Raw genomic sequence first — 18811 nt, forward strand, 5'->3', positions numbered from 1 at the left:
TTCGTGGATTAATGGATAAAATTATTGAGCCAAATTTTCAAAACATTAGAGTTAATAGGTTAAGATTTATTTACAGTTCACTATCTTTGGCCAAGAAAATAGAGTTGTAACTAGGTCCTAATAAAAATATAGCTTTATGAAGCACAATATAAGCTTGTTTTTTTGAATTCAAATTTCTTATTTTATTGCGCTTTATCAGAGCCACAATTTTCAAAATAAGGTTGGTTATATTTAATATTGAGGTACTCAATCAATGCATGAAAGCTCTGTATTTTATACAATATTCTTAATCTTCGCAGGCGCTGCATTTCTTTCAACCTTGGTTCTTTATACCAAACAATCTTTGCTCGTTGCTTATATTCTTCTTGGAGCCGTTTTTGGTCCATGGGGATTAAGGCTTGTGTCTGATGTGACTATTGTCAAGCAAATTGGTGATGTTGGGATAGCCTTCCTATTGTTTCTCCTCGGACTGCATTTGCAACCCCAAAATCTCGTCCATATGTTAAAGAAAGTTACATGGATTGCTTTGGTTAGTTCAGTTCTTTTTGCTGTAACCTCATATTGGATTAGCAGATTTTTTGGCTTAAGTGTGACTGAGTCATGGATTGTGGGTTGTGCCATGATGTTTTCAAGCACAATTATTGGATTGAAATTATTACCGACAACCATCTTGCACCATCAACATACTGGTGAAGTAATGATTAGCGTGTTATTGATGCAGGACGTTATTGCAATTATCGTACTGATCTTAATTCATGGAGCGCAACAAACAGGTGGCTTCTCGTTCGATGATATCATTTTAGTGGGTATTGATTTACCTGCATTAATTCTTTTTGCTTTTACTGTTGAGAAATATGTTTTGATCCGATTACTGGCTCGTTTTGATAGAACTCAGGAATATGTATTTCTGTTATCTATTGGTTGGTGCTTGGGGATGTCTGTTCTTGCACAAAAAATAGGTCTTTCAGAAGATATTGGTGCTTTCCTGGCTGGAGTAGCTCTGGCAGCAAGTCCTATTTCTCTTTTTATTGCTGAGAGCCTAAAACCTCTAAGGGATTTTTTCCTGGTGATGTTTTTCTTTTCAATCGGAGCGACTTTTAATTTTGGCTTAGCACAGCAAGTGCTTATTCCTGCGCTTATATTATCTCTTTTAGTTTTACTATTTAAACCGGTTCTATTTTACTTACTTCTTGGTAAATCCGGTGAAAAAAAACATGTTGCAAAAGAGGTGGGTATTCGTTTGGGGCAAGCAAGTGAGTTTTCATTACTTGTTGCCAGTATTGCTTTAAGCACCGAGCTTATTTCGGACAAAGCTTCTAATTTAATTCAAGCAACTACCATTTTAACATTTATTGTTTCATCATATTTTGTTGTATTGAAATACCCAACCCCCATTGCACTTTCTGATAAAATGCGTAAGGATTAAATAATGAAATTATTAGTTATATTATTGTGCTTATTGAGCGAACGCTTTTTGATTCACTCTGTTTCTTACCAACGTTTTTATTGGTTTTCTGATTACTGCCAAAAGATAAAGATGTTCACCAATAAACACGGTTCTAACCCCTGGGTGCTTTTGGCTTTAATAATAGTTCCTATTGTACTGCTTGTATCGATAATTTACTTATTGTTACATCATCTGCTATTTGGATTGATAGGTTTTCTTTTAAGTATCATAATTTTCTTTTATTGCCTAGGTCCTCAAAATGTCTTTTATCCAATAGTACAATCAGATACTAAGACGAATCAGGAACTCGTAGGAGACTATTTTATTTTAGTCAATAGACAATTATTTTCTCTTGTATTTTGGTATGTCATTGCTGGTCCTATTGGAGCCTTAGCTTATCGTTTGATCACTTTATGCCGTGATTTTACTTACATTAGTGAGCAGGCAAATGAAGTAACCGATTTGCTTGAGTGGATACCTGCTCGATTAACTGTGCTACTTTTTTTACTTGTAGGAAATTTTCAACGCGCTTTTTCCTCGTTTACCAGTTACTTTTTTGCAAAACCTGATATGAATAATGATATGTTACGTGTATGCGGGTTGTTAGCAGTTGGAACAAATGAAGCGGAAGAAACTCCTATGCCTGTAGCAGAAAGTTTGGTTGAACATGCAATCATTGTTATGTTGGTTTTTATTGCTTTATTTACATTAGTTACGTGGCTGTAGTTTTGATTTATGAGTTAAAATTTAGGGACTGTTGTCAATTTGCTTGATTGAGTCCAAAAATGGTGTGATTTTATAGCAGCGAATTGTAGCATACGTGAAGTATGTGTATCGCAGTTCATAGAATCGCATCATTTTGGTCAAGCTAGTAGAATTGTTTCTAGACCCTAGTATTGAACTGAAGCACATAATCTACACAATCTTTATTGCGGATACGACCTATATGAATTCTTTTTTACGTCTGATTTGTTGCACTATAATATTAGGACTTTGTGGTTGTCAGGGATTACAACAAAATGCCCTTAAAGGGCAGGCATTGGCGCAATGCAATATGACTTGTGTGAAGCATTTTGAGTTTTGTAAACAAAATTGCATTAATAATTGCCCCAATTGTTCTTATATATCACAACGGGTTGCAGAAAAAAACTTTGCAAAATATGTGCATGAAAAAAGAGTTGAGGGTAAAAAGGTGATGCGTGAGTTGAATTCTTACCGCGATCCACTACAATGCCGCAAAGTAACATGCGATTGCTTATCAGATTTCGCAATTTGTAAGAAAGGTTGCACGGGTGTAATTCCAAAAAAATTACAGGCTGTACCTTACTGTATTTAATAGATTTCGGGGAACACTTTCATGGCAAATGAAACTAATTTAGATTTGGATCCTATAGAAACGCGTGAATGGCTGGATGCCCTGCAAGCTGTATTAATCAATGATGGTCCACAGCGTGGCGCTTTTCTTTTAAAGCAGCTTCTTAATAAAGCAAATACAGAGGGGGTTAATTTAACCAGTTCAATTAATACACCTTATAGAAATACAATTAAGCTTCACGAAGAAAAGCAAATGCCACCGGATGAAGGTATGGGTAAGCGTATTAGCGCCTTAATTCGCTGGAATGCTGTGGCAATGGTGTTGCGGGCTGGAAAATATGCTCCTGAACTTGGGGGGCATATTGCATCTTATGCCTCTTCGTCTACTTTATATGAAACAGGGTTTAATTACTTTTTTAAAGGGCCAAAGGGTGAATATGGTGGGGATTTAATCTACATTCAAGGCCATTCTTCTCCTGGTATTTATGCACGTGCTTTCCTTGAGGGGCGACTTACTGAAGAGCAATTAAATAAATTCCGGCAAGAAGTAGAGGTGGATGGTCTATCTTCATATCCCCATCCTTGGTTAATGAGTGAGTTTTGGCAATTTCCTACTGTATCTATGGGGTTGGGGCCATTGCAAGCTATCTATCAAGCACGATTTTTAAAATATTTGGAAAATAGAGAACTCATCAAACTGGATGATAGAAAAGTATGGGCTTTTCTTGGGGATGGTGAGATGGATGAGGTTGAGTCAGTTGGTGCCTTAAGCATTGCTGCGCGAGAGAAGCTCGATAATCTTATTTTTGTTGTGAATTGTAATTTACAGAGACTCGATGGACCAGTTCGTGGTAATGGTAAAATCATTCAAGAACTTGAAGGTTTATTCCGTGGTGCCGGTTGGAATGTAATAAAAGTTATTTGGGGTGGTCGTTGGGATCCATTGCTTGCGCGCGATAAAGATGGTTGGTTACAAAAGCGTATGGAAGAGTGTGTTGACGGCGACTATCAAGCTTACAAAGCAAACGATGGCGCCTATGTGAGACAACATTTCTTTAATCAATATCCAGAATTAAAGAAAATGGTTGAAAACTATACAGATGAAGAAATCTGGAGATTGAATAGAGGCGGTCATGACCCTCAAAAAGTCTATGCAGCTTATGCTAAGGCCGTAGAGCATAAAGGTTCCCCAACGGTTATTTTAGCAAAAACAATTAAGGGTTATGGAATGGGAGCTGCTGGTGAAGGGCAAAATATTACACACCAGCAGAAGAAAATGACTGTGGAGCAATTGAAGGCATTTAGAGACCGATTCAGTATCCCTATCAGTGACGATCAAATTGCAGAGATCCCGTTTTATAAACCGGCAGATGATAGTCCCGAGATAAACTACATCAAAAAACAAAGAGAAATGTTGGGCGGTTATTTACCTGCGCGTTCTACAGAAACAGAACCTCTTAAAGTTCCTGCTTTGGCTGATTTCTCATCCGTTACTAAGGGACTAGGTGATCGTGAAATTTCAACTACAATGGCTTTTGTACGTATTCTTTCAGTGTTACTGAAAAATAAAGAGATCAGTTCACGTATTGTTCCAATTGTTCCTGATGAATGTAGGACGTTTGGAATGGAAGGCTTATTCAGACAAATTGGTATTTATTCTCCTGTAGGTCAGCTTTATACACCTGTAGATCATGAACAAATCATGTTTTATCGCGAAGCTAAAGATGGGCAAATCCTTGAGGAAGGAATTAATGAAGCAGGAGCTTTTTGTTCGTGGATTGCAGCAGCGACCTCATACAGTTCAAATAAATTAGCCATGATCCCATTTTATATTTATTATTCGATGTTTGGATTTCAGCGTATTGGTGATTTGGCATGGGCTGCAGGGGATATGCAAGCCAGAGGTTTCCTGTTAGGTGGAACTGCTGGACGCACGACCCTGGCTGGCGAAGGATTACAACATCAAGATGGTCATAGCCATTTATATGCGTCAACGATTCCAAATTGCATCTCTTATGATCCTACCTATGCTTATGAGCTTGCTGTGATCATTCAAAATGGTTTGTACCGTATGTATGAAAAACAGGAAAATGTTTTTTATTACATTACTGTAATGAATGAAAACTACACGCACCCGGATATGCCAAAAGGAGCTGAAGAAGGCATTATTAAAGGAATGTATTTATTGCAAGAAAGTAAGAAAAAATCCAAGCAACATGTCCAGCTAATGGGAAGTGGAACCATACTGCGTGAAGTAATCAAAGCAGCAGAAATGTTAAAAGAAGATTACTCGGTGACTGCAGATATTTGGAGCGTAACAAGCTTTAATGAATTAAGAAGGGATGGGTTGGCTGTAGAACGCTATAATGCAATGCATCCTCAAGAAAAAGAACAAAAAAGCTATGTAGCCACACAATTAAAAGGCAGACCTGGACCTGTAGTAGCTGCAACTGATTATTTACGAATATATGCAGATCAAATTAGACCTTTCGTACCGAATCATTTTGTAACTTTGGGTACTGATGGTTATGGAAGAAGTGACACGCGTGAACGTTTACGCCATTTCTTTGAAGTAGATGCTAAATTTATAGTTTTGGCGGCATTAAATGCTTTAGTTGCGGAAGGAAGTATTGATAAATCCAAAGTTGTGGATGCAATTAAGCGCTATAAAATTGATCCTGATAAACTGAATCCGGTTAATCATTAAAAAGTATATAGTAGGCTTGGTAATTCCAGCTGTGATTGTAGTGGAGCAAGCAACACGGATTTAAATGTGTTTCCATTACAGTCATCACTTGAATATACTGAGTAATCTTTTGAGGAAAGACATGTCAAACGAAATTGAAGTTAAGATTCCTGATATTGGTGGAGCGACTCAGGTTGATGTGATTGAAATAATGGTCCAGGTAGGGGACCAGATCGAAATCGATACACCACTCATTACTTTGGAATCAGATAAAGCCAGTATGGAGATTCCTTCCCCAGTTGCAGGGAAGATCACAAAGCTGAGGATTAAAATAGGGGATAAAGTATCCGAAGGCGATGTGATTCTTTTGGCCACGGTTGAAAAAAAATCAGATACCGAAAAAGAAAATAAAACTCAAGCGACTAAAAAAGAATCTGAAAACAAAGAGGTAAATAAGACTCAAGTTGCGCAAGAAAATAAATCAGAAAGTATAAAAGAGGTTAAAGTTCCTGATATTGGTGGTGCAACCCAAGTTGATGTGATTGAAGTTATGGTTCAGGTAGGGGACCAAATTGAACTGGATACACCACTTATTACTTTGGAATCAGATAAAGCCAGTATGGAAATTCCTTCTCCCATTGCAGGTAAAATCACTAAGCTGAACCTTAAAGTAGGTGATAAGGTATCTGAAGGAGATTTGATCCTTTTAGTTGCTGCAGAAAATGGAGCAAAAGCTGAAAGTACAACAACTCCAGCTGAGCAAGAGCCAGTAAGTGCTCCTGAACCTTCAAGCTCAGTAGAGCCGGCAAAAAAAAGCGAAGAGGTTTCACCGAAGCCTGTTTTTATTGATAGTGTATCCTCAAAGGTTATTGCTGCAGGTCCTGCTGTAAGACGCATGGCTCGAGAGTTAGGTGTAAACTTGACTGAGGTTAAAGGTACTGGTCGCAAAGATCGTGTTACTAAAGATGACGTGCAAACTTATGTGAAAACTCGTTTAAGTGAGCAACCGGGTCAAGGAACCTTCGGTATTCCGCCTAATCCAATGATTGATTTTACTCAGTTTGGTGAAATTGAAACCAAGCCTCTTAATAAAATTAAAAAGCTTACTGGTGTTAATGTCCACCGATCATGGATAACAATCCCTCATGTAACGCAATTTGATGCGGCAGATATTACTGATGTCGAGGCATTTAGAAAGTCTGAAGCAGAGCATGCAAAAGAAAAGGGATATAAGCTCACATTGCTTGCGTTTGTTTGTGCTGTAGTGAGTAAAGCGCTAAAAGTGTTCCCACAGTTTAATGCGTCCTTAGATGCTACCAGTACTAATCTTATTTATAAAAAATATTGCAATATAGGTATTGCAGTAGAAACACCTAACGGTTTGGTAGTTCCAGTAATTAGAAATGTTGATACGTTAAGTGTTGCTGAAATTGCAACTGAAATGACACGATTAAGTACTAAGGCTCGAGATAAAGGATTAATGCCCGCAGATATGGCAGGAGGATGTTTTACAATTTCCAGTTTAGGCGGTATTGGTGGCACTGCATTTACGCCAATAGTGAATAGTCCTGAAGTGGCAATCCTTGGATTATCTCGCTCGGAAATAAAACCTGTTTATGAAAATGGTACATTTCAACCGAGACTTATGTTGCCTTTATCCTTATCCTATGATCATCGTGTTATAGATGGAGCAGAGGCGGCACGTTTTACTCGTTTTATTTGTGAGTGTTTAAGTGATATAAGACGAATTTTACTCTAGTTTTTTATAATATCTAAAATGAAAGAGGCTTGTGTAATGGCTAATAAAATAAAGACAGATGTCGTTGTATTGGGAAGTGGCCCTGGTGGATACACAGCGGCATTTAGAGCAGCAGATTTGGGAAAAAAAGTTGTATTGGTAGAGCGTTATGATTCCCTAGGAGGTGTTTGCTTAAATGTAGGCTGCATTCCTTCTAAAGCATTATTGCACATAGCTAAAGTTGTAGAGGAAGCTCATGAAATGTCTGAGCAAGGTGTTAGCTTTGGTAAACCCAAGCTGGATAATAAAAAAATCGTTGCATGGAAAAACTCCGTTGTTTCCAAATTAACAGGCGGTTTGAAGGCTTTATCAAAGCAACGCAAAGTTGAAGTAGTTACAGGAAAAGGTAAGTTTTCTGGCACGCATCAAGTGACTGTGGCTACTAAAGATGGCTCTGTGGAAGTTGAATTTGAAAATGCAATTATTGCCGTAGGCTCTGAATCGATTAATTTACCTTTTATCCCTGAAGATAAACGTATTTTCAGCTCAACAGGTGCTTTAGAGCTTGCTGACATCAAAGGCAGTTTATTGGTTCTAGGTGGCGGAATTATTGGTTTAGAAATGGCCACTGTTTATTCGTCCTTAGGCGTCGATGTAACTGTTGTCGAATTTATGGATCAGCTGATTCCTGGTGCCGATTTTGATTTGGTAAATGTTTTGCAAAAGCGCATGCAGAAAAAAGGAGTCAAATTCCTTTTAAAAACTAAAGTAACTGCCGTTGAAGCAAAAAAAGAGGGTATCTATGTTTCTATGGAAGGCGAGCATGCAACAGATAAGCCTCTTTGCTTTCAACAAGTTCTTGTTTCAGTTGGAAGAAAACCTAATGGTGGTGAAATTGATGCAGAAAAAGCAGGAATAAAAGTTGATGATCGTGGTTTCATTAAAGTAGATAATCAACAAAGAACAAATGTATCACATATTTTTGCTATTGGTGACGTAGTTGGACAGCCAATGCTTGCGCATAAAGCAATTCCAGAGGGAAAAGTTGCTGCAGAAGTTATTGCGGGTAAAAAGCATTACTTTGATCCTAAATGTATTGCTAGTGTTGCCTATACTGATCCAGAGCTTGCTTGGACAGGTTTAACTGAAAAAGAATCAAAAGAGAAAAATATTCGTTATGAAAAAGCCACTTTCCCTTGGGCAGCCAGTGGTCGCGCACTCAGCATGGGACGGGAAGAAGGCATGACTAAATTACTGTTCTGCCCAGATACTAATCGAATATTGGGTGCAGGCATTGTAGGAGTTAATGCAGGTGATTTAATCGCTGAAACGTCATTGGCTATTGAAATGTGTTGTGATGTTGAAGATATTGCTTTGACAATACATCCTCACCCAACACTTTCTGAAACCATTGCTCAAGCAGCAGAGGCATTTGAAGGAACAATTACTGATCTTTATTTGCCAAAAAAGAAAAAAAGTACTGAATAACTGGTAATACGTAGCCTGGGTGCAGCGAAGCGGAACCCGGGAAATTAAATGCATATCTACCCGGGTTCCGCTTCGCTGCACCCAGGCTACGATTATTTATTTGGAGCAGCAGGGATGACTTTTAATATTCGGCGTATGACGGAATCAGATATTGATGCTGTTTATGCAATTGAGAAAGAAGTGCATATTGCCCCTTGGGATAGAGATATCTTAAGAGATTGTGTACGTGTAGGATATGATTGTCGAGTATTTGAAGTAAATTTAGAAAATAGCCTAATGATTTGTGGTTATATTATTTCTAGGCACAGTAATAATTGCTGTCATATTTTAAATTTCTGTATTGCTAAACCGTTCCAATCACAAGGTTATGGTCGGCAATTCTTGCAACAAGTACTTACCTCATTAACTGAGTCACAGTATATTGATCATGTGATTCTTGAAGTAAGACCCAGTAATAAAGCCGCCATACATCTATATCAGGGTATGGGCTTTGAGCAAATAGAAATTAAACCAGCATATTACATTGAAGAAAACAATATTGAAGATGCAATTGTGTTGAAAAAAAAATTGTCTATCTAAAATAAATCAATTTAAAAAAATTTTATAAAAGTATTCTGTCAAGACTGTTTTTTAAATTTTTCTTTGTTATTATATACGACCAATTCTGTAAATCCTCTAACTCCCTTTCCTGTGGATAACTTTTTTTATAAATTCTATCTTTATTTTTATTTTTACATAAAAAAATAATCTAGCCCTTACGCAGAGTGAGATAATTATTTTTACTTTGATGACGCAATAATCGTTGTTATCCACAAAATCTGTGGATAACATTGTGAATAGGACTATGAATTACTTGATAAATAAGCTCATTTTATAGATGCCACAAAATTAACCAAAATAACGATTATTATTTGAAGGCTGGGCTTGCAAATCATCAAAAATATTTAACCCAAAACACGTTATGAGTGCTTATATAATCACACAGTATTTTTGACAGCAGTTTTTCTCTTTTTCTTCCAGATTCTGATTGTTCTGATTTAGCGATTGGGTAGAGGGTTGGAAAAAACGATTGTTACTATTCATATCTGTATTTATTTTTTTATCAGTATCATTTATTAACTTTGGATTACGAGCATATCGTGATCTTGTCCCAACGGTTTCATAATGATCATCATTAACCTCAGTAGTTGTATATTTATTTACCTCTACTTCCTTGATAATAGAATGTGTGTTTTTTAAGAAATCAGAGACCAAGTGTTGTTGAACAATTCCTTCAATTGCACGGCAATGACTTTCATAAACTAGATTAATATTTTGGGATAAGCTAAGAAACTTACTTAACATATAGCGCATTTCTTCATCTGTGGGCATGTAGTGACCACTTTCATTGCTTACTTTAATTAACATTCCTTCCTGCAACTCTAGTTTGCCAGCAGCCAACACTTTTTTTCCATTGGCAAGAGCCGAATGAAAAAATTTTCCATTATCTTCCACAAAAATAATACGCTCGTCAGGTAAAACCACATACAGGAATAAACCACTAAGTCGCTCATTTTTTACATTATAAAAGAGTCCATTATCATCAACTTTAATTTGGGCTGCTTGTTGCTGCTCATAGGAAAAGTAATTGTAAAGAGTAGATCCTCTTTCTTGGAACATTCTTTCTGATTGACGTTCTTGTTTTGCCTTTGGTTTAAGAGGAATAAGTATTTTTGATTTCATGACTCATTAATTATTGACTGAAAATTCTATACCTATTTTAGAAAATGCAGATTAAGAATTTATTAGCTTTTTGCATAAAATTAATTAGGATCTATATAAAAAATTTTGGGTAAATTAAGAATAAGTTTTATAGAGTTTTGTATTATCCCATCCCTTATTTTAGTCTGTTTTAATGTTAAAATAGAGTGTTTCAAAGGATGGGATCTCCATTCTAGTAAAAAAATAGGGAGTTTATGTAGTTAATTTGTTCATCGTGGACATTGTCATGACAAATTACCTGACAAATATAAATCGCCTGTGGTACTCTCTAACATCTTGAAAAATGCAATCTTTCTCACAACGATTGCTACACTAATTTAGTTAATTAATGATTTATTTGTTGAGAATATGTTCATGAGAAGAGCAAAATCAAAACCAAATCCTGCGACGCAAACTGCTCAAATTGATAATTTAAGTCATGATGGAAAAGGTATTGCACGGATTCAGGGTAAAGCTACTTTTATTCAGGGTGCCTTACCTGGTGAAATAGTGGAATTTCAATATATCAGAGTAAAGAAAGATTTTGATGAAGGTCTTTTGCTTAACGTTCTTGAACCATCTTCTCTACGGGTTGAGCCTAAATGCCCTCACTATTCAATGTGTGGTGGCTGCTCATTACAACATGTAAGCGAAGAAGAACAAATTCATTTTAAACAGGATCAATTATTGGATTTATTGTTACGATATGGCCATACTCAACCGCAAGTCGTGTTGTCACCTTTAATTGCAGGGCACTGGAATTATAGGAATAAAGCTCGATTAAGTGTACGCTATGTGGAGAAAAAACAAAGTGCTATGGTTGGGTTTAGAGAGCGTAGTAATCCCCGCTACATTACTGAGATTACCCAATGTCCAGTTTTAAATGCAAAACTTGATGCTGATATTATTCCACTAAGGCAACTGATTGACTCAATGCAAGACAAACAGTGTATTGCACAAATTGAAGTTGCAGCGGGAGACGATGAGATTGCCCTTATTTTCAGAAACTTAGCTCCCTTGAGTCTTGACGATGAATTAAAAATCAAAGAATTTGCGGAAAAATATCAATATAAAATTTTTCTGCAACCAGGTTCTCCTGATACGGTATTTTGTTTTTACCCAGCCAAATCAAGTGAATACCTCACTTATAAATTGCCAGACTATCAAATTTCCTTTTTGTTTCATCCAACAGACTTCACCCAAGTTAATTCTGCATTGAATCGCTCTATGGTTTCACAAGCCATGCAGCTAATGGACTTAAAAAGTACAGATATAGTGCTAGACTTATTTTGTGGGCTTGGTAATTTCTCACTTCCAATGGCTAAGTTTTGCGCAAAAGTCCTTGGAGTGGAAGGCAGTAAAACTATGGTTGAACGAGCATATATGAATGCAAAACTGAATCATATTCAGAATGTAGATTTTTATGCTGCAAACTTGGATGATGTGAAAGAAGTAAAAAAGTTGGTTCAGCAATCTTGCAACAAAATATTAATTGATCCTCCTCGATCGGGTGCGCTGGAAATTGTGAAACAAATCGATGCACTAAACCCGGAACGTATTGTTTATGTATCATGTAATCCCATAACATTAGCTCGTGATACAGATATTTTGGTCAACCAAAAAGGCTATACATTGATAAAGGCGGGAGTAATGGATATGTTTCCCCACACTGCCCATGTTGAGTCGATTGCGTTGTTTGAAAAAGGATAAAACTCATGGTTCGAGTAAAAGATACTATTCCATTGTGTGAAGATGGAAGCATTGATGTTGATTTGTGGCTCCATCAGCTAGGCGCAAAGGGGTATTTAGATAATCTTGAACTCATTCGTGGTGCATGCACTTTAAGCCAGCTTGCAGGACAAGAACATGCTACAGAAACGGGGCAATCTTGTTTGCAACAAGGTTTGTCTATGGCTGATTTGCTTGCAGATCTTGAGGTTGATCAGGAAACACTTGCAGCAGCAATTATTTTTGAAAACGTACATTATGCTGATTTATCGATTGATGATGTTGCGGAGCAATTAGGCCCCAATATTGCAAAATTAGTCAAAGGCATAGAGCGCATGAGCGCGATGCATAGTTTTCAGGGATTAAATAAATACCCACAAAATAAACAACAAATTGATAATCTTCGTAAAATGTTGTTGGCTATGGTGGATGATGTTCGCGTTGTATTGATTAAACTTGCTGAACGGTTATGTGTTTTAAGAACTGCAGGGCATCTATCTGAAGAATTACGCAAGCAACTGGCTACCGAAGCGATGGAAATTTATGCTCCATTGGCTAATAGGCTGGGGATAGGGGCTATTAAATGGGAAATGGAAGATTTGGCTTTTCGGCATTTGCATCCTGAAGATTATAAAGCGATTGCCAAAGGCTTGAAAGCAAAACGTTTAGAGCGAGATAATTTTGTTAATGCGATTGTTGCTCAGTTGAATGAACAGATTAAAGCAAGCGGAATAGATCACTTTGCTGTTTATGGACGGTCAAAGCACATCCATAGCATCTATAAAAAAATGACCCGAAAAAATGTATCGCTCGATGAAATATATGATGCCACTGCGGTACGTGTTCTTGTTGATACCCAGCCTCAATGCTATGAAGTCTTAGGTATGGTGCATACACTTTGGAAACAAATCCCCGCTGAATTTGATGATTATATTATTAATCCCAAAGCGAATGGATATCAATCATTGCATACTGCAGTCAAAGGGCAGGAAGGTAGAGCTTTTGAGGTGCAAATTAGAACATTTCATATGCATGATTTGGCTGAAATGGGAGTTGCTGCCCATTGGAAATATAAGGAAGGCGGTTTCAAACAGAAACAAAGTCATGAACGTAAAATCGAATGGCTACGGGATGTATTGGCTTGGCATCGTGAAATGGCAAGTAATAAAGGTGTGCCTGAAAGCACTACTACCGAATTTCTCGAAGACAGAGTCTATGTTTTTACTCCAGATGGTGATGTCCTCGATTTACCCCATGGTGTAACTCCTTTGGATTTTGCTTATCACGTACATAGTGATCTAGGGCATCGATGTCGTGGTGCACGCATTAATGGTCACATCGTACCACTAACTTATCAACTAAAAACTGGGGATAGAGTAGAGGTTCTAGCTGGAAAGGAAAGTAAACCTTCCCGTGACTGGATTAATCCCCATTTAAATTATCTCAAAACGTCTCGCGCTAAAGCCAAAGTTTTACATTGGTTTAAAATGCAAGATTATGATCGGAACATTCAGGATGGTCGCGAGCTATTAGACAAAGAATTAAAATCTTTAGGGATAAAATCCGATAAACTTAATGAAGCTGCAGTCGCACTCCATTTCAAAAAACTTGATGATCTTTATGCAAATCTTGGCCGTGGTGATATTAAAATAGGTCAAATTATTAGCAAACTCACTCCACCAGCCACATCGGAACTTAATCTTGAGCGATTTGTCAGACCTCAGGCAAAACCAGAAATTACTGGGAGTGATTTACGTATTGAGGGAGTGGGTAATTTATTAACCTTTATGGCACGATGCTGTCAGCCTGTTCCTGGTGATTCTGTGATTGGTTATATTACTATAGGTCGTGGTGTATCCGTACATCGCCAAGATTGTCCTAATATCATTCATGCGAACGAAAGACAGAAACAACGTTTTCTACAAGTCACTTGGGGAAGTGCAACACGTGAAAATTATGTGGTAGATATTTTAATCAAGGCTTTTGACCGTTCTGAACTTCTAAAGGATGTAACCTCGTTACTTGCTAATGAAAAAGCACACGTGTATGCCTTGCAAACCCAGAGTAACAAACAGGAAAATATGGCTTATATTACTTTAACAGTAGATGTTGATGGCCTAAGCAGTCTTTCCCGATTACTAACGAAATTAGGGCAAATCCCTAATGTGCTTGAAGCGAGAAGACAACTTTAATTTACAGTTGTAGCCTGGGTGCAGGCGAAGCCGTAACCCGGGTTTCTGGATAAACATCACGCTTCCATAACCCGGGTTACGCTTCGCTTCACCCAGGCTACATTTTTATTTAAAGATAAATCCAGCAACAACAGCCCGATGTTCGTTCAATAAAACATTGTAAGTTCGACATGCCGCACCTATAGACATGCATTCTATACCTATGCGTTGCTCTGCAAGTACCTTCATAATTGACAGGGGTAGGAGTTTTCCGGTATGTTCATGACCAATGATGATAATTTCCGGTTTAAATTGCGTTAATAAGCTCATGTAGTGTTCGTCAATGTCATGAAGGTCTTTAATTGACAGATCACTAATGATTTCTGTTTTAGAAACAATTAAGCTGCTTTCATAAACAATGGAATTAATCTGAATTTTGTTATCACTATAAGCTTGCACTACATGTGGTTCTGCTGATTCTAAATTGATATTCATGGTTTAGAATGATTCAATGAATGATACGTAGATGTAAGTATACTACAGAGGTCGATATTATGAGTCAATTTCCGCGTATAGAACGTTTGCCCCCTTATGTTTTTAACACGTTAACCCAGTTAAAAACTGAAGCGCGAGCACGTGGAGAAGATATTATTGATTTCGGTATGGGAAATCCAGATCAACCAACACCACCACATATTGTCAATAAGCTGATTGAAACAGTTCAAAAACCAGGCACTCATCGATATTCTATGTCCAAAGGAATCCCAAGACTAAGAAGAGCTATGGCTTCCTGGTATCAACGTAACTATGATGTACAGTTAAATAGTGAAACCCAAATATTAGCGACCATAGGGTCTAAAGAAGGGTTGGCACATCTGGCATTAGCTATAAGCGGGCCTGGGGATACAATTTTAGTTCCCGATCCAGCTTATCCTATTCATACGTATGGATTTATTATTGCTGGCGCTAATGTAAAACAAATTCCCCTAATCAATGAAACTCAATTTTTAGCATCTGTAGAGGATACAATTAATCGAAGCTTGCCTAAACCGAAAGCATTGGTAATTAATTTTCCAGCAAATCCAAGTACTCATTGTGTAGATTATTCTTTTTTTGAACAAGTTGTCGAATTGGCAAAAAAACATCAAATTTGGGTTATTCATGACTTGGCATACGCTGATATTGTATTTGATGGATATAAGGCTCCTTCAATACTTCAAGTACCAGGAGCTACAGATATAGCAATTGAAACTTATTCGATGTCTAAATCTTATAATATGCCAGGTTGGCGTGTTGGTTTTGCTTGCGGCAATGAAGAGTTAGTTGCGGCGCTTACTCGGATTAAATCTTATTTAGATTACGGCACATTCACACCAATCCAAGTTGCAGCAATTGCTGCATTAGATGGTCCCGATGAATGTGTGCAAGAGATTAGAGCGCTTTATGAAAAAAGACGCAATATCCTTTGTGATGGTTTAAATGAGATTGGCTGGGAAGTTACTCGACCCAAAGCAACCATGTTCGTTTGGGCTGCTATTCCTTCTCATTATCAACACATGGGGTCACTTGAGTTCAGTAAATATTTATTAAAAGAAGCTCATGTAGCTGTATCGCCAGGAATAGGTTTCGGCCAACAAGGTGATGGTTATGTTCGTTTCGGTTTAATTGAAAATAAAGATCGCATACGTCAGGCATTAAGAAACTTAAAATCATTATTTCGCAGAGATGGATTGATTAAGGCCGAGCAAACATGCGTGTTGTGATTGATTCAGAGTGTAGTTCTATTCCTGAAAAGGCTAAGACACTGAATTCAGAAGGGAATGTACTGCTCAATTTTTTGCTGAGTCTTGGCTATAATCCAGAAAATCCGCCTGCTGCTGATTTATTAAAGGAGTATCACAATTTAGAGGGAGGATGGCTTGTGTTGACTCCCGTGCATTGGGAAGCAACACATAATGACGCAATGATCGTTGCTTTGGGCAAAGATCTGCAACTTGAACACCATGAGTCTAAATTATGGTTTAATTTATTTTCGCAGTATCTGGCAGAAGAGGGTACAGTCCTTTACTATCATGATGCGGGAACATGGTTATTAAATAATCATAAAAATTTATCCGTAAATGCAAAGCCTCCCTACCGCTTGCTGCATCAATCATTAATGCCTGAATTAACTCAACTCGATAAGACGATGCATTGGCAAAAATTTATTACCGAAAGCCAAATGCTTTTTGCATCCCAATCCCATCAATCCTTGGCTAATGGATTATGGGTTTGGGGTGATGCGAAACTGAAGGATAAAATACCAATCAAAATTTGTGTTGATGAGCATTTTTATTCATTAGCGCAAATATGCAGTACTCAAGTTACCTTATATAGCCCAGCAGTGATGCTTAAGGATTATCAGATTTTATTGCTCACTGAATTTTCTATGCTCAGTGAACAGCACCAAGAAGAATTAAAAAAAATGACTGTTCATTGGTATTGGAATAATTTGGCTTACTCTACGAGTGCTAATAGCTGGTATGCTCGTTTGTGGAGAAAACTAATACATGCTTATTAAACAACGCCCTCAACCAATACACACGCTCAACGTACCTAATATGCCTGATGTACTAAGGAGAATATTCGCAAGCAGAGGAATTACTGAGCCTTCCCAGTTGGATAAACAACTCCAAACTTTATTACCTTTTGATAGTTTAAAAGGAATAGATAAAGCATGCATCCGCTTAGAGACAGCATTGCGTGAGCAACATAGGATTTTGGTGGTTGGCGATTTTGATGCAGATGGTGCGACGTCAACAGCACTTGCTATAACCGCTTTACGCGCTATGGGGGCCCAATTTATCGACTATTTAGTTCCTAACCGTTTTGAGTTTGGTTATGGGTTAACACCACAAATAGTTGAAGTAGCCAGCAAATGGAAACCAGGGCTAATAATTACTGTAGATAACGGGATTGCTAGTATTGAAGGCGTGGAAAGGGCAAACCAATTAAATATCGATGTTTTAATCACTGATCATCACTTACCCGGCGAAACGCTTCCTAACGCTTATGCTATTGTGAATCCGAACCAATCGGACTGTAAATTCCCCAGTAAATCGATTGCTGGGGTTGGCGTGATTTTTTATGTCATGCTTGCTCTACGTAGACATTTGGTAAACATCAATTGGTTTGGCGAGATGAATATCGCTGAGCCCAATATGGCGAGTTTTTTGGATTTAGTTGCTTTGGGTACCGTAGCTGATGTTGTAGGACTGGATCAAAATAACCGCATTATGGTGAATCAAGGCTTGGCAAGAATACGACAAGGTCTTTGCCGCGTAGGTATTAAAGCTTTGGTTGAAGTATCCGGACGTGAGTGTGCACGACTAAGAGAGGCAGATTTGGGATTTGCTATTGCGCCAAGACTCAATGCTGCTGGACGATTGGACGATATGGCTTTGGGTATAGAATGTTTAATTACTTCAGATCAGCAACAAGCTAGAAATTTTTGTCAGCAATTAGATGAACTCAATGAAGAAAGAAAGCAAATTGAAACGGAAATGAAAGAGCAGGCAATGCTTGCATTGGAAAAACTTGCGCTTGGTACTGATTACAATAGCAATCACTTACCTATTGTATTATGTCTTTTTGATAAAACATGGCACCAAGGAGTCATTGGAATTTTAGCGGGGCGAATGAAAGAACGTTATCATCGACCTGTTATTGCTTTTGCTGAAGTGAGTGATGATGAATTAAAGGGGTCTGCCCGTTCGGTTCCAGATTTAAATATTCGAGATGTATTGGCAGCAATAGACAAGGATCATCCGGGACTTATCGACAAATTTGGTGGCCATGCTATGGCCGCGGGTCTGAGTATTCATCCAAGCGCTCTTGAAGCGTTCCGTGAAGCATTGGTTTTGGAAGTGAAGAAGCATATTGATTTTTCTCAATGTGAAGGAGAATTACTTACTGATGGTCCATTACTGCCTGAAGAGCTTAGCCTTGAAATTGCTCAGTTAATACAACAGGCAGGGCCATGGGGACAACAATTTGTTGAACCTGTTTTTGATAATGTTTTTGAAGTATTGGATCAACGCATAGTAGGAAAGAATCATTTAAAAATGACTTTGATGACAACACAAGGTAACCAGCAAGTGGATGCGATCGCTTTTAATGTCGATTTAAAATCTTGGCCAAACTATAGAGTTAAATACGTGCATGCGGCATATAAGTTGGATATCAATTTTTATCAAGGTCGAACACGCCTCCAATTGCTTATCCAAGCAATGAATGCTGTAAATCAAGAGTAATTTTGAATCACATTTCTGTCTACGCACCGTGGCTTGTCCGCGGGGCCAGCTGTATAGCCTGGGTGGAGGCGGCAGCCGTAACCCAGGTTCAATAACCCTATAATCCCGGGTTACGCTGCGCTCCACCCAGACTACATTTCTACCTTTTCTAGTCATATTTTTGTACATAATTTTTTAGTTCGGGTTATAATCGTCTTTTTCTTATTG

At 37.9% G+C, this 18811-nt stretch carries 13 protein-coding genes; 11 read left to right on the plus strand and 2 right to left on the minus strand.

Annotated elements, in window-relative coordinates:
- The first annotated feature begins 253 nt into the window (after positions 1-253).
- The 6 genes from Lani_RS07660 (at position 254) to rimI (ending at position 9252) form a co-directional block, all read left to right on the plus strand.
- Entirely contained in the window at positions 254-1426 is a 1173-nt protein-coding gene (locus tag Lani_RS07660) for a cation:proton antiporter (RefSeq protein ID WP_058388496.1), read from the plus strand.
- A 3-nt stretch (positions 1427-1429) separates the two neighbouring features.
- A complete protein-coding gene (gene ampE, locus Lani_RS07665) occupies positions 1430-2173 on the plus strand; it encodes a regulatory signaling modulator protein AmpE (protein WP_019232223.1) in 744 nt (247 codons plus the stop codon).
- Positions 2174-2804: 631 nt separating this feature from the next.
- Positions 2805-5468, plus strand: a complete 2664-nt coding sequence (aceE, locus tag Lani_RS07675) for a pyruvate dehydrogenase (acetyl-transferring), homodimeric type (RefSeq protein ID WP_019232225.1) — start codon at positions 2805-2807, stop codon at positions 5466-5468.
- 121 nt (positions 5469-5589) lie between these two features.
- A complete protein-coding gene (gene aceF / locus Lani_RS07680) occupies positions 5590-7206 on the plus strand; it encodes a dihydrolipoyllysine-residue acetyltransferase (RefSeq protein WP_019232226.1) in 1617 nt (538 codons plus the stop codon).
- Between the two features lie 36 nt (positions 7207-7242).
- Entirely contained in the window at positions 7243-8673 is a 1431-nt protein-coding gene (lpdA, locus tag Lani_RS07685) for a dihydrolipoyl dehydrogenase (protein WP_019232227.1), read from the plus strand.
- A gap of 114 nt (positions 8674-8787) precedes the next feature.
- A complete protein-coding gene (rimI, locus tag Lani_RS07690; RefSeq protein ID WP_040521951.1) occupies positions 8788-9252 on the plus strand; it encodes a ribosomal protein S18-alanine N-acetyltransferase in 465 nt (154 codons plus the stop codon).
- Between the two features lie 390 nt (positions 9253-9642).
- On the opposite strand, the gene Lani_RS07695 is transcribed toward rimI, so the two are convergent.
- A complete protein-coding gene (locus tag Lani_RS07695) occupies positions 9643-10395 on the minus strand; it encodes a hypothetical protein (RefSeq protein WP_019232229.1) in 753 nt (250 codons plus the stop codon).
- Positions 10396-10788: 393 nt separating this feature from the next.
- Here Lani_RS07695 and rlmD point away from each other — a divergent pair, with 393 nt between their 5' ends.
- Together rlmD and relA are read left to right on the plus strand one after the other, a co-directional pair.
- The gene (gene rlmD, locus Lani_RS07700) at positions 10789-12123 is read left to right on the plus strand and encodes a 23S rRNA (uracil(1939)-C(5))-methyltransferase RlmD (protein WP_019232230.1); all 1335 of its coding nucleotides are present in this window, start codon (positions 10789-10791) and stop codon (positions 12121-12123) included.
- 5 nt (positions 12124-12128) lie between these two features.
- Positions 12129-14333 carry a GTP diphosphokinase gene (relA, locus tag Lani_RS07705; RefSeq protein ID WP_019232231.1) on the plus strand — a complete coding sequence of 735 codons (2205 nt, stop codon included), beginning with the start codon at positions 12129-12131 and terminating at the stop codon, positions 14331-14333.
- Positions 14334-14438: 105 nt separating this feature from the next.
- Here the strand turns inward: relA and Lani_RS07710 are convergent, their stop codons facing one another.
- The gene (locus Lani_RS07710) at positions 14439-14807 is read right to left on the minus strand and encodes an Mth938-like domain-containing protein (RefSeq protein ID WP_019232232.1); all 369 of its coding nucleotides are present in this window, start codon (positions 14805-14807) and stop codon (positions 14439-14441) included.
- Between the two features lie 59 nt (positions 14808-14866).
- Here Lani_RS07710 and alaC point away from each other — a divergent pair, with 59 nt between their 5' ends.
- The 3 genes from alaC to recJ are packed head-to-tail and all read left to right on the plus strand — an operon-like array spanning position 14867 to position 18604.
- On the plus strand, positions 14867-16075 hold the full coding sequence (alaC, locus tag Lani_RS07715; RefSeq protein ID WP_019232233.1) for an alanine transaminase: 1209 nt from the start codon (positions 14867-14869) through the stop codon (positions 16073-16075).
- Positions 16063-16872 carry a hypothetical protein gene (locus Lani_RS07720; RefSeq protein ID WP_019232234.1) on the plus strand — a complete coding sequence of 270 codons (810 nt, stop codon included), beginning with the start codon at positions 16063-16065 and terminating at the stop codon, positions 16870-16872. The genes alaC and Lani_RS07720 overlap by 13 nt, the downstream gene beginning before the upstream one ends.
- Entirely contained in the window at positions 16862-18604 is a 1743-nt protein-coding gene (gene recJ / locus Lani_RS07725; protein WP_019232235.1) for a single-stranded-DNA-specific exonuclease RecJ, read from the plus strand. The genes Lani_RS07720 and recJ overlap by 11 nt, the downstream gene beginning before the upstream one ends.
- Positions 18605-18811: the final 207 nt, after the last annotated feature.

The organism is Legionella anisa (assembly GCF_001467525.1).
In the GTDB taxonomy this organism is placed as follows: domain Bacteria; phylum Pseudomonadota; class Gammaproteobacteria; order Legionellales; family Legionellaceae; genus Legionella; species Legionella anisa.

Coding starts and splice junctions, on each gene's coding strand:
- Lani_RS07720 (WP_019232234.1), top strand. CDS start 16,063: ATGCGTGTTGTGATTGATTCAGAGTGTAGTTCTATTCCTGAAAAGGCT.
- alaC (WP_019232233.1), top strand. CDS start 14,867: ATGAGTCAATTTCCGCGTATAGAACGTTTGCCCCCTTATGTTTTTAAC.
- ampE (WP_019232223.1), top strand. CDS start 1,430: ATGAAATTATTAGTTATATTATTGTGCTTATTGAGCGAACGCTTTTTG.
- Lani_RS07695 (WP_019232229.1), bottom strand. CDS start 10,395: ATGAAATCAAAAATACTTATTCCTCTTAAACCAAAGGCAAAACAAGAA.
- aceF (WP_019232226.1), top strand. CDS start 5,590: ATGTCAAACGAAATTGAAGTTAAGATTCCTGATATTGGTGGAGCGACT.
- Lani_RS07660 (WP_058388496.1), top strand. CDS start 254: ATGCATGAAAGCTCTGTATTTTATACAATATTCTTAATCTTCGCAGGC.
- aceE (WP_019232225.1), top strand. CDS start 2,805: ATGGCAAATGAAACTAATTTAGATTTGGATCCTATAGAAACGCGTGAA.
- lpdA (WP_019232227.1), top strand. CDS start 7,243: ATGGCTAATAAAATAAAGACAGATGTCGTTGTATTGGGAAGTGGCCCT.
- rlmD (WP_019232230.1), top strand. CDS start 10,789: ATGAGAAGAGCAAAATCAAAACCAAATCCTGCGACGCAAACTGCTCAA.
- recJ (WP_019232235.1), top strand. CDS start 16,862: ATGCTTATTAAACAACGCCCTCAACCAATACACACGCTCAACGTACCT.
- relA (WP_019232231.1), top strand. CDS start 12,129: ATGGTTCGAGTAAAAGATACTATTCCATTGTGTGAAGATGGAAGCATT.
- rimI (WP_040521951.1), top strand. CDS start 8,788: ATGACTTTTAATATTCGGCGTATGACGGAATCAGATATTGATGCTGTT.
- Lani_RS07710 (WP_019232232.1), bottom strand. CDS start 14,807: ATGAATATCAATTTAGAATCAGCAGAACCACATGTAGTGCAAGCTTAT.